Genomic DNA, 14,566 nt, shown 5'->3' with positions numbered 1-14,566 from the left:
TGTGCCGGGGGGAGCGGCCTGCGGTTGTGGCCGGGGGACGGGGCGGCGTCAAACATCTCAGGCACCCTAGCGTCGGCTGTGGGATTCCGTAAAACCCGCGTTGTTATTCCTGGTTATCACGCCCGGGTACCCCGTAATTCGACGAACTTGCCTGCCTAGCCGACGTGATGATGGGCACACAGGTGTCGCCCGTTCACCCTGGATGTACCGATTAATCCAGACTAATTCGGGCATACGGCGCCTCTGCGTTATGTACTTCGAATCGCCGGCCCAGATGGTGCGTGGATATGGAAACGAAGTCTCGTAAATTCGTGGGGATTTCGTGACCGGGTGTCCTGTCGCATTCCTGTGCGAGGTGTCGCACGCGCGAGTACTTGCCCGACGTTGTGTCACGAACGGCATGAGGAAGCCGGGTTGGTGGCACGATGGTTCTGGCGGGGGTGCGCGGGCCGTACCCCCGGGCCGGCGGAGCGGACCGACCGAGGGTGTGATCAGTTGTGGCCATTTCACTGTCAGTGGTGCTGCTGTTGGCGATCATCCTGGTGGTGCTGATCCGAGGGGGGAACATCAAGGCCGGACCCGCGATCGTCGCGATCCTCTTCGGGTTCTTCCTCGCCTCGACCGGCATGGCGCCGTCCATCAACAGATTCCTGAACTCGATAGCGGAGTCCATCAACTCGATCAGGTTCTGACCCGGCGGGGGGCCGGTAGATCCTGGACGACTGTGACAACGGGGGATGCAAAGGGCATGGCGCTGCGCGACTCCGACCCGGCGGAGGTCGGCGGCTACCGGATCGAGGACCGCCTCGGCAGCGGCGGCATGGGCGTGGTCTACCTCGCCCGCTCCGCGTCCGGCCGCCGGCTCGCCGTGAAGGTCGTCCACGGCCAGTACGCCGACGACGACGAGTTCCGCATCCGGTTCCGCCGCGAGGTGGCCGCCGCCCGCCAGGTCAGCGGCGCCTTCACGGCGCCCGTGGTGGACGCGGACGCCGACGCGCCGCGCCCCTGGATGGCCACGCTCTACATCCCCGCCGAGGACCTCGGCACCCACGTCCGCCACCACGGCCCGCTCCCGCCCGACCGGCTGCGCGAACTCGCCGCCGGCCTCGCCGAGGCCCTGCGCGACATCCACCGCGCCGGAGTGGTCCACCGTGACCTGAAACCGGCCAACGTCATGCTCGCCGAGGACGGCCCCCGGGTCATCGACTTCGGCATCTCCCGCGCCGCCGAGTTCGCCGCCATGGACGCCCTCACCCAGACCGGCCGCGTGATGGGCACCCCGCCCTTCATGTCCCCCGAGCAGTTCGCCTCCCCGCACGAGGTCGGCCCGGCCACCGACATCTTCTCGCTCGGCGCCGTCGTCGTGTACGCCGCCACCCGGCGCGGCCCGTTCGACAGCACCAGCCCCTGGGAGACGGCGACACGTGTCGTCGAGGGACGTGCCGACCTCGACGGCGTCCCGGACGCGCTGCTCCCCTTCGTCCGCCTCTGCCTGGAGAAACACCCCAAGTCCCGGGCCACCCCGGACGAGCTGCTGGGCCTGCTCCGCGACGGCCGGCTGCCCGACCGCGCCCCGGCACCCGAGGCGGAGGCGGCCGGACCGGCGACCCGGCCCGAGCAGCCGCCGCGCCGCCGCCGGCGCCGGTGGTGGCCGGCGGCGGTGGCCACCGCCGCCGTGCTGGCCGCCGTGACCGCCGCCACCACCGTCCTCGCCCGCGACGGCGGCAGCGCGCCGCACGCGCTGCCGGCCGGCTGGCACGCCTGGCACCGGCAGGCCGCGGACCCCACGGCCGAGAAGCCGAACGCCATGGGACCGAGCAGCTCCTTCAACCGCTGCGTCGTCTCGCGGCAGTCGCTGCTGTGCGCCGGCGACGGCATCATGGCCGCCCGGTTCGACCTCGCCGACGGCCGCAACGCCTGGACCCGGCCCATGGACCCCACACCCGCCGCGACCACCAGCAGCGGCGGAGGCACGATCATCGGCACCCGCCCCGGCGGCGTGTACGCCTTCGGCGCCGACGACCGTGACATCAAGGGCGCTAAGCCGGACCCGGAGAGCCGGACCCGCTACACCGTGCAGTCCCTGGACACGGCCACCGGCAAGGCGGCCTGGACGACGGTCGTCGCCGACAACGTGAACGGCGTCGGACCGGACTCCGGCGGCGCGGTCGCCGTCCCCGCGGGCGTCATCACCACCTACGGCGACGCGTCCGGCTCCTACGCCCTCCTCGACGCCGCACACGGCCGGGTCCGCTGGCACCACCGGCTGCCCTACGGCATGAACGACGAGGGCGACTGCATGCTGAGCGGCGCCGGCGGCCAGGCCTACCTGGTGTGCCACACCCCCGACGGCAAGGGCGACGCCGACCACACCACCATCGCCCAGCTCGACCCCGCCACCGGCAAGCCCCGCTGGACCCGGACGGCCGAGGGCGGGGTGTACCCGTTCGGCCAGGCACGGGGCCGCCTGGTGCTGGGCACCGACCCGTTCCTGGGGAGACTGAGCCGCCTGACCCTCATCGACCTCTCCTCGCGCGTCGTGACGACCGTACGGCTGACCGTCCCGAAGGCCGCCACGGGCGTCTACCTGGTCCGGGGCACCCTCTACCTCACCCTCGGCAGCGGCAGTGTCCGCGCGGTCGACCCGGACACCGGCCGGCAGCTGTGGCAGAGCAACTCCACCGTCGAACAGCCCGGCCCGCCCACCGCCTCCGCCACCCGGCTCTACCTGGCCTCGCCCACCGGTCGGCTGGCTGCCCTGGACCTGCGCACCGGCCGGGTCACGGGCACGCTCCCCGGCCGGGACGACAGCGACACCACCGGCTCCTCCGAGAGCCCCGCGTCCCCCGTCCTGTCCGGCGACGCCCTCTACGTCCCCTACGGCATCCGCTCGGTCTACAGCGTGGACGTCAAAGACCTGTGAACACGCCAGGGGCCCGGCTCCGCCGAAGCGGAGACCGGGCCCCTGGACCGATCGAGCCCAGCCCGTCCCTAGGCGGTCGTCTGCGGCAGCCGCGCTGACACGGCCCTCACCGCCGAGCCCGAGACGAGCACTCCTGACAGGGCGACCAGAGTGGTCAGGATGTCCTGGATCTGCGCCGCCGGGACATAGACGATCACGATGACGATGAGCAGGGCCGCCCAGTCCCTCGGGCGAGCGATTGACAGTGCAGAGCGGATCGGAGCCACACTCATAGCGGTACCTCCTGGTACTCGGTGCCCGCCCCACCGATCTTGCCGCCAAGCCCGTTCGGTGGTGCGGGCCTCCTGCTTGAGACCCATAGTGACGTCTCTTCCGCCAGGACGTATCCAGGGCGCCTCGGGCAAGGCCCACGGTCCCTCGGACGGGTGATTGCGGAGGCGTGTGCCTACGCCGAACACGCTGCCGAGGGGCCGCGCCGCGCTGATCCCAGCTCCGGGAAACGGCTCAGGGCCGGGTCGGAGGAATCATCCTCCGACCCGGCCCTGAGCCGTACAGAGCGGGCGACGGGAATCGAACCCGCGTAGCTAGTTTGGAAGACTAGGGCTCTACCATTGAGCTACGCCCGCAGCACTGCGCCGCAGGTCCGTGACCGCGGCACTGGAGGCATCGTAGCGGGTCGCACACCGCCGAGGCCAACGTGTTGCCCGGCGCGTGGACCGCGCGCATGCCGCACCCGACCGCTCCCGTGAATGCGGCCGACGTATCCGGCCGGGGCATGTACCCTACGTGTCGCACCAGACGGGGTGTGGCGCAGCTTGGTAGCGCGTCCGCTTTGGGAGCGGAAGGCCGTGGGTTCAAATCCCGCCACCCCGACCACCGGCTCGTGACCTCGTGATGATCGCCTTTTGGGGCGCTGACCGGCTGCGGTTACTATGCAAGCTGCGCGCCCGTGTGTCCCGGCCCACTCGGCCTACGAACTCCTCCGGGCGACGAAATCCGCCGGACCAGTCTGGCTCCGGCAGAAACCAAGAAGTCAGCCACAAGGAGACCGAACCGTGAAGAGCGCCGTGGAGACCCTGAACCCGACCCGGGTTCGGCTCACTGTCGAGGTGCCCTTCGAGGAGCTCAAGGACAGCCTCGACGCGGCGTACAAGAAGATCAACCAGCAGGTCACGGTGAAGGGCTTCCGTAAGGGCAAGATCCCGGCCCGCGTCATCGACCAGCGCTTCGGCCGCGGTGCGGTGCTGGAGGAGGCCGTCAACGACGCGCTGCCGAAGTTCTACACCGAGGCGGTCAACGAGGCCGAGCTGAACCCGCTGGGCCAGCCCGAGGTCGACATCACCGAGCTGAAGGACGGCGAGACGCTGAACTTCACCGCCGAGGTCGACATCCGCCCGGCCCTGGAGATCCCGGACTACTCCGGTATCGAGGTCGAGGTCGACGCCGTCGAGGTGACCGACGAGGACGTGGAGAAGTCGGTCGAGCAGCTGCGCGAGCGCTTCGCCTCCACCTCCCCGGTCGAGCGTGCCGCCGAGGACGGCGACGTCGTCACCATCGACCTGCAGGCCAAGGTCGACGGCGAGGTCCTCGAGGACGGCGTCGCCGACGGCGTGTCCTACACCATCGGCTCCGGTGAGCTGCTGGACGGCATCGACGACGCCGTCAAGGGCCTGTCCGCCGACGAGGAGGCCACCTTCACCTCCGAGCTGAAGGGCGGCTCCGCCGCGGGCAAGGAGGCCGAGGTCACCGTCAAGGTCACCCAGGTCGCCGCCCGTGAACTGCCCGAGCTGGACGACGAGTTCGCGCAGCTCGCCTCCGAGTTCGACACCCTGGACGAGCTGAAGGCCGACAGCCGCAAGCGCCTGGCCAACATGAAGCAGTTCGACCAGGCCACCCAGGCCCAGGAGCGCGTCCTGGAGAAGCTCCTCGAGCTGGTCGAGGTCCCGGTCCCCGAGAAGCTGCTCGAGGACGAGATCAACACCCGCAAGCACAACCTGGAGCACCACCAGCTCGGCCAGATGGGCCTCACCCTCGACAAGTACCTGGAGATCCAGGGCAAGACCGCCGAGGAGTTCGAGACCGAGACCCGCGAGGCCGCGGTCAAGGGCATCAAGACCCAGTTCGTCCTCGACGAGCTGGTCAAGAAGGAGCAGCTGAACGTCAACCAGGAGGAGCTGACCGAGCACCTCATGCGGCGCGCGGCCTCCTCCGGCATGTCCCCCGACCAGTTCGCCCAGGCCGTCGTCGAGGGTGGCCAGGTGCCGCTCCTGGTCGGCGAGGTCGCCCGCGGCAAGGCCCTGGCCGTCGTGGTCGAGGCCGCCACGGTGAAGGACACCAACGGCGAGGTCATCGACCTGGACGACGAGGAGGAGGAGACCGAGGCCGCCGCCGAGGCTCCGGCCGCCGAGTCCGACGAGGAGAAGACCGAGGGCTGAACCGCCCTACGGCGCCTCTGACGCGCGTACGACGGGCCCTGGGGACTTTCCCCGGGGCCCGTTCGTCTCCCCGGGCGGTGCCGCCGGCCCAAGGGGCGCGGGGAACCGCGTGAGGGGCCCCGCGCATCGCGCGGTCCGGATCACGGCGGGGCCGCCTCCTACGAACCGCACCGGTCCGTCTGCGGAGCGCTACGCCCCCGGCGAACACTCCCATCTCCGGGATTCCCCGAAGGGACCCGCGCGTTAGGGTCCATGAGTACGGGGGCAGGGGAGTCTCCTGAAACCCCCAGCCAAGCCTCCGGCAGGACGACGTGAGACGGCCCGGCGCCGTCGTAAGACGAGCAGGTGGATACGTGACGAATCTGATGCCTTCAGCCGCCGGCGAGCCTTCCATCGGTGGTGGCCTCGGCGACCAGGTCTACAACCGGCTGCTCAACGAGCGGATCATCTTCCTCGGCCAGCAGGTTGACGACGACATCGCCAACAAGATCACCGCACAGCTGCTGCTCCTTGCCGCCGATCCGGACAAGGACATCTTCCTCTACATCAACAGCCCCGGTGGCTCGGTGACGGCCGGCATGGCGATCTACGACACCATGCAGTACATCCCGAACGACGTGGTCACCATCGCCATGGGCATGGCCGCCTCGATGGGCCAGTTCCTGCTCACCGGTGGCGCCGCGGGCAAGCGCTTCGCGCTGCCGCACGCGGACATCATGATGCACCAGGGTTCCGCGGGCCTCGGCGGCACGGTCTCGGACATCAAGATCCAGGCCGAGTACCTGCTGCGCACCAAGAAGCGCATGTCCGAGCTGACCGCGCAGCACTCCGGCCAGACGGTCGAGACGATCATCCGCGACGGCGACCGCGACCGCTGGTTCACCCCGGAAGAGGCCAAGGAGTACGGTCTCATTGACGAGATCATCACGCACGCCTCGGGTGTTCCGGGAGGCGGCGGCACCGGTGCCTGACCGGCCAGGCCACGCCACGCACCGCCGAGACCGAAGCCCCCAGAACGCCACCAGGACGGTGAACACCCCATGAGCAACTTCCCCGGCGCCGCCAGCGGCATGTACGAAGGGCCCCGCCCCGACAGCCGCTACGTCATCCCGCGCTTCGTCGAGCGCACCTCCCAGGGCATCCGCGAGTACGACCCGTACGCGAAGCTCTTCGAGGAGCGCGTGATCTTCCTGGGCGTCCAGATCGACGACGCCTCCGCCAACGACGTCATGGCGCAGCTGCTGTGCCTGGAGTCGATGGACCCGGACCGGGACATCTCGATCTACATCAACAGCCCCGGTGGCGACATGACCGCCCTGACGGCGATCTACGACACCATGCAGTTCGTGAAGCCGGACATCCAGACGGTGTGCATGGGCCAGGCGGCCTCCGCCGCGGCCATCCTGCTGGCCGCCGGTACCCCGGGCAAGCGCATGGCGCTGCCGAACTCCCGCGTGCTGATCCACCAGCCGGCGGGTTCCACCGGCCGTGGCCAGCTCTCCGACCTGGAGATCATCGCCAAGGAGTTCACCCGGATGCGCGAGCAGCTGGAGGACATGCTGGCGAAGCACTCGAACCAGCCGATCGAGAAGATCCGCGAGGACATCGAGCGCGACAAGATCCTCACGGCCGAGGAGGCGCTGCAGTACGGCCTCGTCGACCAGATCATCTCCACCCGCAAGCTGAACAACTCCGCGGTCCGCTGACCCGGAGGGCGTACTTTCTGCCCCTCTTGGCACGGTGCACGTCAAAGTGAACCCTGCCAAGGGGGGCCCGAACACCGGGCCCGGCAAGGTACCGTCGGACATAAGGCAGCACCAGGAGCCGCTGGATCTCAGTGTCCAGGCGTCTCCCAGGCGAAGGGGAAGCACACCGTGGCACGCATCGGTGACGGCGGCGATCTGCTCAAGTGCTCGTTCTGCGGCAAGAGCCAGAAGCAGGTCAAGAAGCTCATCGCAGGGCCCGGTGTGTACATCTGCGACGAATGCATCGACCTCTGCAACGAGATCATCGAGGAAGAACTCGCGGAGACCAGCGAGGTCCGCTGGGAGGAACTGCCCAAGCCCCGCGAGATCTACGAGTTCCTCGAGGGCTACGTGGTCGGCCAGGAAGCGGCCAAGAAGGCGCTCTCCGTCGCGGTGTACAACCACTACAAGCGGGTCCAGGCGGGCGAGAACGGCGGCGCGAGCGGCCGTGACGACGCCATCGAGCTGGCGAAGTCCAACATCCTGCTGCTGGGCCCCACGGGCTCCGGCAAGACCCTCCTCGCGCAGACCCTGGCGCGCATGCTGAACGTCCCCTTCGCGATCGCCGACGCGACGGCGCTGACCGAGGCGGGCTACGTCGGCGAGGACGTCGAGAACATCCTGCTGAAGCTCATCCAGGCGGCGGACTACGACGTCAAGAAGGCCGAGACGGGCATCATCTACATCGACGAGATCGACAAGGTGGCCCGCAAGAGCGAGAACCCGTCGATCACCCGCGACGTGAGCGGCGAGGGCGTGCAGCAGGCGCTCCTGAAGATCCTCGAGGGCACCACGGCCTCGGTCCCTCCCCAGGGCGGCCGCAAGCACCCCCACCAGGAGTTCATCCAGATCGACACGACGAACGTCCTGTTCATCGTGGGCGGTGCCTTCGCGGGCCTGGAGAAGATCATCGAGGCCCGGGCCGGCGCCAAGGGCATCGGCTTCGGCGCGACGATCCTCTCCAAGCGCGAGCTGGAGGCCAAGGACGTCTTCGAGGACGTCATGCCGGAGGACCTGGTCAAGTTCGGCATGATCCCCGAGTTCATCGGCCGCCTCCCCGTGATCACGAGCGTCCACAACCTGGACCGTGAGGCCCTGCTCAAGATCCTGGTGGAGCCCCGCAACGCGCTGGTCAAGCAGTACCAGCGCCTCTTCGAACTCGACGGCGTGGAGCTGGACTTCGAGCGCGAGGCGCTGGAGGCCATCGCCGACCAGGCCATCCTCCGCCAGACCGGCGCCCGCGGCCTGCGCGCCATCATGGAGGAGGTCCTCCAGGGCGTGATGTACGAGGTCCCGTCCCGCAAGGACGTGGCGCGCGTCGTCATCACGGCCGACGTGGTCCTCTCCAACGTCAACCCGACCCTCATCCCGCGGGAGGCCCGGGGCCGGGGTTCGGGCGAGCAGAAGACGGCATGACCCCAGGTACGAGAAAGGGCCCCGGTCGACCGACCGGGGCCCTTTCGGCGTAGCGCCGTCCGCGTCAGGCCTTGACGCGGACCTCGTTGCGGAACTTGGCCGCCAGTTCGGCGTCGGCCGCCGGGTCGCTGGACCGGCCGGCCGCGAGGGTGGCGATGTCCATCGGCATGACCATGCCCAGGGTGCTCTTGTCGCCCCAGATGCAGACGTCGAACGTCATCTCCTTGGGACCGCTGGCGGTGCTGTCGGGGTTCGTGCCCTTGATCTGCTGGCACTTGAGGACCGCGCCCTTGAGCGAGGCGGGCTTGTACTGCTTAGGCTCGCCCACGAGGCCGACACCCTCGCTGCTGTCCTTGTTGCTCTCCTTCTTCATGTACGCGAACATCGCGTCGACGGCCTTCTCGGGGTCGTCGATCGTCCCGTACACCCCGCCGAACTTGATCATCTTCTGGCTGAGCGGGTTGCTCTCGTCACCGGACTTGTATTCGGCGCTGACGTCCTTGGGGTCGTGCACGCCCCAGTTCTCGGCGTCCTTGAGGTCACTGGACGTCATGGTGTCGGACTCGCTCTTGGACTTCTTGTACTCCGTCAGCACCGTCGCCGGAGTCGTCAGCTTGTGCGGGCCGTCGTCCGCGACGTCGCTGCCGCCGCTCCCGCCGCCGATCACGAAGTACGCACCCACGGCCACGGCCGCCACCACGGCCACCGCGGCGATGATCAGGCCCGTCTTCTTCTTCCCCCCGCTCGGCTGCGGCGCCTGCGGCATGCCGTAGGGCTGCTGCTGCCCGTACGGGTTCGGCTGCGGCGGCACGCCCTGCTGCGGGTAGCCGTACCCCGGCTGCGCCGGAGGGGTCTGCTGGGGGTAGCCGTAGCCGGGCTGCGGAGCCTGCGGCTGCTGGCCGTAGGGGCCTGCCTGGCCGTAGGGGCCCGACTGGCCGTACGGACCGGGCTGCCCCTGCTGGCCGTACGGACCCGGCTGCTGGGGCGGGCCGCCGTACGGGCCCGGCTGGTTGTTGCTCATTCCTGCGTTCCCCTCCAGGAGCTTATGTGTTCCTGACATCCTGGCCCAGGCCCGGCAAACACACGGCACCGGGGGTCGCACCGTTACAGAACAAACGCGTTTCGGGACCACCCCGTGACACCTCTAAACTGACCCCCGTGACCGAGAACGCTCAGCAGCAGCCACCCGCGCCCGACTCCGAACTGCCGACCCAGTACGCGCCGGCCGATGTAGAGGGGCCGCTGTACGAGCGCTGGGTAGAGCGCGGTTACTTCGAGGCCGACGCGAAGAGCGACAAGCCGCCGTACACGGTCGTCATCCCGCCGCCGAACGTCACCGGCAGCCTGCACCTCGGGCACGCCTTCGAGCACACCCTCATCGACGCCCTGACCCGCCGCAAGCGCATGCAGGGCCACGAGACGCTGTGGCAGCCCGGTATGGACCACGCCGGCATCGCCACGCAGAACGTGGTCGAGCGCGAGCTGGCCAAGGAGGGCAAGTCCCGCCACGACCTGGGCCGGGAGGCGTTCGTCGAGCGCGTCTGGCGGTGGAAGGGCGAGTCCGGCGGCCAGATCAGCGGCCAGATGCGCCGCCTCGGCGACGGCGTCGCCTGGTCCCGTGAGCGCTTCACCATGGACGAGGGCCTCTCCCAGGCCGTCCAGACCATCTTCAAGCGCCTCTACGACGACGAGCTGATCTACCGCGCCGAGCGCATCATCAACTGGTGCCCGCGCTGTCTGACGGCCATCTCGGACATCGAGGTCGAGTACCAGGACGACGACGGCGAGCTGGTCTCGATGAAGTACGGCGACGGGGACGACACGATCGTCGTCGCCACCACCCGTGCCGAGACGATGCTCGGCGACACCGCCGTCGCCGTCCACCCCGACGACGAGCGCTACCGGCACCTCATCGGCAAGCTCGTCAAGCTCCCGCTGACCGACCGCTCCATCCCGGTCGTCGCCGACACGCACGTCGACCCCGAGTTCGGTACCGGCGCGGTCAAGGTCACCCCGGCCCACGACCCGAACGACTTCGAGATCGGCCAGCGGCACAACCTGCCGTCCCTCACCGTGATGGACGAGCACGCCGTCATCACCGCCCACGGCCCCTTCCAGGGCCTGGACCGCCTCGAGGCCCGCTCCGCCATCGTCGCCGCGCTGCGCGCCGAGGGCCGGATCGTCGCCGAGAAGCGGCCGTACGTCCACTCCGTCGGCCACTGCTCGCGCTGCAAGACCACCATCGAGCCGCGCCTGTCGATGCAGTGGTGGGTCAAGGTCGGCCCGCTGGCCAAGGCGGCCGGTGACGCCGTCCGCGAGGGCAAGGTCAAGATCCACCCGCAGGAGATGGAGAAGCGGTACTTCGACTGGGTCGACAACCTCCACGACTGGTGCATCTCGCGGCAGCTGTGGTGGGGCCACCGCATCCCGGTCTGGTACGGCCCGAACGGCGAGGTCGTCTGCGTCGGCCCCGACGAGCAGCCGCCCGGGACCGAGGCGGAGGGCTGGAAGCAGGACACCGACGTCCTCGACACCTGGTTCTCCTCCGGCCTGTGGCCGTTCTCCACCCTCGGCTGGCCCGAACAGACCGAGTCGCTCGCGAAGTTCTACCCGAACTCCGTGCTGGTCACCGGCTACGACATCCTGTTCTTCTGGGTCGCCCGGATGATGATGTTCGGCCTGTACGCGATGGACGGCACCCCGCCGTTCCACACCATCGCCCTGCACGGCATGGTCCGCGACCAGTTCGGCAAGAAGATGTCGAAGTCCTTCGGCAACGCGGTCAACCCGCTGGACTGGATGGACAAGTACGGCTCCGACGCCCTGCGCTTCACCCTGGCCCGCGGCGCCAACCCGGGTGTCGACGTGCCGATCGGCGAGGACTGGGTCCAGGGCTCCCGCAACTTCGCCAACAAGATCTGGAACGCGACCCGCTTCGCGCTGATGAACGGCGCGACGGTCGAGGGCCCGCTGCCGGACGCCTCCGCCATGTCCGCCACGGAACGCTGGATCCTCTCCCGCCTCAACTCCGTCATCGCCGAAGTCGACGCGTTCTACGAGGACTTCCAGTTCGCGAAGCTCTCCGACGCCCTCTTCCACTTCGCCTGGGACGAGGTCTTCGACTGGTACGTCGAGCTGTCCAAGACGACGTTCCAGGCGGGCGGCGAGCCGGCCGAGGTCTCCAAGCGGGTCCTGGGCGAGGTCCTGGACGTCACGCTGAAGCTGCTGCACCCGGTGGTCCCGTTCGTCACGGAGACCCTGTGGACCACCCTCACCGGCGGCGAGTCGCTCGTCATCGCCGACTGGCCGGCCGACAGCGGCTTCCGCGACGCGGCCGCCGAGCGGGAGATCGAGAGCCTGCAGTCCGTCATCACCGAGGTCCGCCGCTTCCGCGCCGACCAGGGCCTGCAGCCGGGGCAGCGGGTCCCGGCCCGCCTGACCCTGGACGGTACGGCGCTGGCCCCGCACGAGGCGGCCATCCGCCAGCTGCTGCGCCTGCAGCCGGAGGGCGAGTCCTTCACGGCCACGGCCACCCTGCCGGTCGCCGGCGCGGAGGTCGCCCTCGACCTCTCCGGCACGATCGACGTGGCCGCGGAGCGCAAGCGCCTCGCCAAGGACCTCGCGGCCGCGGAGAAGGAGAAGGCCCAGGCCACGGCCAAGCTCGGCAACGAGGCGTTCCTGGCCAAGGCCCCGGAGAACGTGGTGGACAAGATCCGCACGCGCCTTTCCAAGGCCGAGGACGACATCGCCCGCATCCAGGCCCAGCTGGACAAGCTGCCGCCCGCGTAAGGGTTCGTTCCGACGCCAGGCCCCCGGAGCCGTTCATACACCGGGGGCCTTCGCGTACCCCGCGAGAGGCGCCGCTCGCCGCGAGGTGCCGCCCGCGCCCACCCGTACCGCCCCGAGCGGCATCACCGCCCGGGGGCCGTGCCGCCTCGACGGCAGACGGCACCGCGGCTCCCCGAGGGCGCGGGGCCGTGCCGGGGTGCGGCTCCGCCGCGTGGGCGCGACCAGCCACGAGACACCCGCAGCCCGCCGACGAGACAAGCCATCCCATACCGGCGCCGCAACGCCACCGCCCGCTCCGTAGACTGGGCCTCGTGAGCGACCCGAACGGCACCGACCAGCCAGACCCCCTCGACGACTTCGAGGAGATCGTCTCGGCCGAGACCGACCGCGACCCCGACCTCGCCGTGATCGAGGCCGGCAGCCGCACCCTGCGTACCCAGGGCGGCCCGCCGCAGGCCGACGTCCCGGCCCGACCGGAGGACCCCGAGGTCGACAAGGCCCTGCGCGAGGTCGAGGCGGAGCTGGCCACCCGCTGGGGCGAGACCAAGCTGGAGCCCTCGGTCAGCAGGATCGCCGCGCTGATGGACGTACTCGGCGAGCCGCAGCGCTCCTACCCGTCCATCCACATCACGGGCACGAACGGCAAGACCTCCACCGCCCGCATGATCGAGGCCCTGCTCGGCGCCTTCGAACTGCGCACCGGCCGCTACACCAGCCCCCACGTGCAGTCGATCACCGAGCGGATCAGCCTGGACGGCGCCCCGATCTCCGCCGAGCGGTTCATCGAGACGTACCAGGACATCAAGCCGTACGTGGAGATGGTCGACTCCTCGCAGGAGTACCGGCTGTCCTTCTTCGAGGTGCTCACCGGCATGGCGTACGCGGCCTTCGCGGACGCCCCCGTGGACGTCGCCGTCGTCGAGGTCGGCATGGGCGGTTCCTGGGACGCGACCAACGTGATCGACGGCGACGTCGCCGTGGTCACCCCGATCGACCTGGACCACACCGACCGGCTCGGCGAGACGCACGCGGAGATCGCCGCCGAGAAGAGCGGCATCATCAAGCAGGACGCGACCGTCATCCTGGCCCAGCAGCCGGTGGACGCGGCGCAGGTGCTGCTGAAGAAGGCGGTCGAGGTGGACGCGACCGTGGCCCGCGAGGGCCTGGAGTTCGGGGTCGTCGCCCGGCAGGTCGCCGTCGGCGGGCAGCTGCTCACCCTGCGTGGCCTCGGCGGCGAGTACCAGGAGGTCTACCTCCCGCTGCACGGCGCCCACCAGGCGCACAACGCGGCCGTCGCCCTCGCCGCCGTCGAGGCGTTCTTCGGCGTCGGCGCGCAGCGCGCGGAGCCGCTGGACCTGGACACCGTCCGCAAGGCCTTCGCGGCCGTCTCCTCGCCGGGCCGCCTGGAGATCGTCCGGCGCTCCCCGACGGTCGTGCTGGACGCCGCGCACAATCCGGCGGGCGCCGCGGCCACCGCGGAGGCCGTGCGGGAGGCGTTCGACTTCACCCGGCTGATCGGTGTCGTCGGCGCGAGCGGCGACAAGAACGTGCGCGGGCTGCTGGAGGCCTTCGAACCGATCTTCGCCGAGGTCGTCGTCACCCAGAACTCCAGCCACCGCGCCATGGACGCGGACGAGCTGGCCGCGATCGCCGTCGAGGTGTTCGGCGAGGAGCGGGTGCAGGTCGAACCGCGCCTGCCGGACGCCCTGGAGGCCGCGATCACGCTGGCCGAGGAGGAGGGCGAGTTCGCCGGCGGTGGCGTGCTGGTCACCGGTTCCGTCATCACGGTCGGCGAGGCCCGGCTGCTGCTCGGGAAGGGCTGAGATCTCCTGTGCGTACGCTCTGTGCATCGACGCTCATCGGCGAGTTCTTCATCGTCGGGTTCGCCGCGCTCGTCGCCATGAAGGACCCTGACCTGTCCACCTCGACGGTGTGGCTGGTCAGCGGCATCGCCATGGTCCTGTGCCTGCTGCTGTGCGGCATGGTGACCCGGCCGGGCGGCGTCGCCCTCGGCTGGGCCCTGCAGCTCGCCCTGATCGCCTCCGGCGTCTTCGTCCCGAGCATGTACTTCCTCGGCGCGATCTTCGCGGCGCTGTGGTGGGCGTCGGTGCACTTCGGCAGAAAGGTGGACGAGGCGAAGGCGCGCTTCGCGGCGCAGGCGGAGTCCTCCTCCTCCACGGCTGACGCTGCGTGACGGGCGCCCCGACACGCCCTGTAACCTCGTCCCACCGCACCCGTCAGTCGCGTAAGGAGTCCTC

Annotated in this window: 11 protein-coding genes and 2 tRNA genes; 10 read left to right on the top strand and 3 right to left on the bottom strand. The window is 69.8% G+C overall.

All coding sequences use genetic code 11. From position 1 onward, the window contains the following. The first annotated feature begins 497 nt into the window (after positions 1-497). Together ACZ5CW_RS07025 and ACZ5CW_RS07020 are read left to right on the top strand one after the other, a co-directional pair. Entirely contained in the window at positions 498-692 is a 195-nt protein-coding gene (locus ACZ5CW_RS07025; RefSeq protein ID WP_030648672.1) for a hypothetical protein, read from the top strand. 56 nt (positions 693-748) lie between these two features. Beyond that, positions 749-2,923, top strand: coding sequence for a protein kinase domain-containing protein (locus ACZ5CW_RS07020; protein WP_468599116.1), 2,175 nt, complete (start codon positions 749-751; stop codon positions 2,921-2,923). A gap of 68 nt (positions 2,924-2,991) precedes the next feature. Here ACZ5CW_RS07020 and ACZ5CW_RS07015 read toward each other — a convergent pair whose 3' ends face one another. Then, a complete protein-coding gene (locus tag ACZ5CW_RS07015) occupies positions 2,992-3,195 on the bottom strand; it encodes a hypothetical protein (protein WP_468599115.1) in 204 nt (67 codons plus the stop codon). A gap of 283 nt (positions 3,196-3,478) precedes the next feature. Next, positions 3,479-3,549 (bottom strand) — tRNA-Gly (locus ACZ5CW_RS07010). Between the two features lie 173 nt (positions 3,550-3,722). On the opposite strand from ACZ5CW_RS07010, the gene ACZ5CW_RS07005 reads away from it, so the two are divergent. From ACZ5CW_RS07005 to clpX, 5 genes are all read left to right on the top strand, one after another. Continuing rightward, a tRNA-Pro gene (locus ACZ5CW_RS07005) sits at positions 3,723-3,799 on the top strand. Positions 3,800-3,978: 179 nt separating this feature from the next. Beyond that, on the top strand, positions 3,979-5,358 hold the full coding sequence (gene tig / locus ACZ5CW_RS07000; protein ID WP_468599113.1) for a trigger factor: 1,380 nt from the start codon (positions 3,979-3,981) through the stop codon (positions 5,356-5,358). Between the two features lie 365 nt (positions 5,359-5,723). Further along, the gene (locus tag ACZ5CW_RS06995) at positions 5,724-6,329 is read left to right on the top strand and encodes an ATP-dependent Clp protease proteolytic subunit (RefSeq protein WP_468599517.1); all 606 of its coding nucleotides are present in this window, start codon (positions 5,724-5,726) and stop codon (positions 6,327-6,329) included. Positions 6,330-6,398: 69 nt separating this feature from the next. Then, complete coding sequence (locus ACZ5CW_RS06990) at positions 6,399-7,064, top strand: ATP-dependent Clp protease proteolytic subunit (protein ID WP_468599111.1); 666 nt, start codon at positions 6,399-6,401, stop codon at positions 7,062-7,064. Positions 7,065-7,232: 168 nt separating this feature from the next. Beyond that, entirely contained in the window at positions 7,233-8,519 is a 1,287-nt protein-coding gene (clpX, locus tag ACZ5CW_RS06985) for an ATP-dependent Clp protease ATP-binding subunit ClpX (RefSeq protein WP_468599109.1), read from the top strand. A 64-nt stretch (positions 8,520-8,583) separates the two neighbouring features. On the opposite strand, the gene ACZ5CW_RS06980 is transcribed toward clpX, so the two are convergent. Next, complete coding sequence (locus ACZ5CW_RS06980) at positions 8,584-9,540, bottom strand: hypothetical protein (protein WP_468599107.1); 957 nt, start codon at positions 9,538-9,540, stop codon at positions 8,584-8,586. A 137-nt stretch (positions 9,541-9,677) separates the two neighbouring features. On the opposite strand from ACZ5CW_RS06980, the gene ACZ5CW_RS06975 reads away from it, so the two are divergent. From ACZ5CW_RS06975 to ACZ5CW_RS06965, 3 genes are all read left to right on the top strand, one after another. Then, entirely contained in the window at positions 9,678-12,308 is a 2,631-nt protein-coding gene (locus ACZ5CW_RS06975; RefSeq protein ID WP_468599105.1) for a valine--tRNA ligase, read from the top strand. 311 nt (positions 12,309-12,619) lie between these two features. Further along, positions 12,620-14,131 carry a bifunctional tetrahydrofolate synthase/dihydrofolate synthase gene (gene folC / locus ACZ5CW_RS06970; protein WP_468599104.1) on the top strand — a complete coding sequence of 504 codons (1,512 nt, stop codon included), beginning with the start codon at positions 12,620-12,622 and terminating at the stop codon, positions 14,129-14,131. A gap of 8 nt (positions 14,132-14,139) precedes the next feature. Further along, complete coding sequence (locus ACZ5CW_RS06965) at positions 14,140-14,502, top strand: DUF4233 domain-containing protein (protein ID WP_468599102.1); 363 nt, start codon at positions 14,140-14,142, stop codon at positions 14,500-14,502. Positions 14,503-14,566: the final 64 nt, after the last annotated feature.

Source organism: Streptomyces sp. NPDC031379, assembly GCF_055569615.1.
This window is presented reverse-complemented; position numbering and strand designations above follow the sequence as displayed.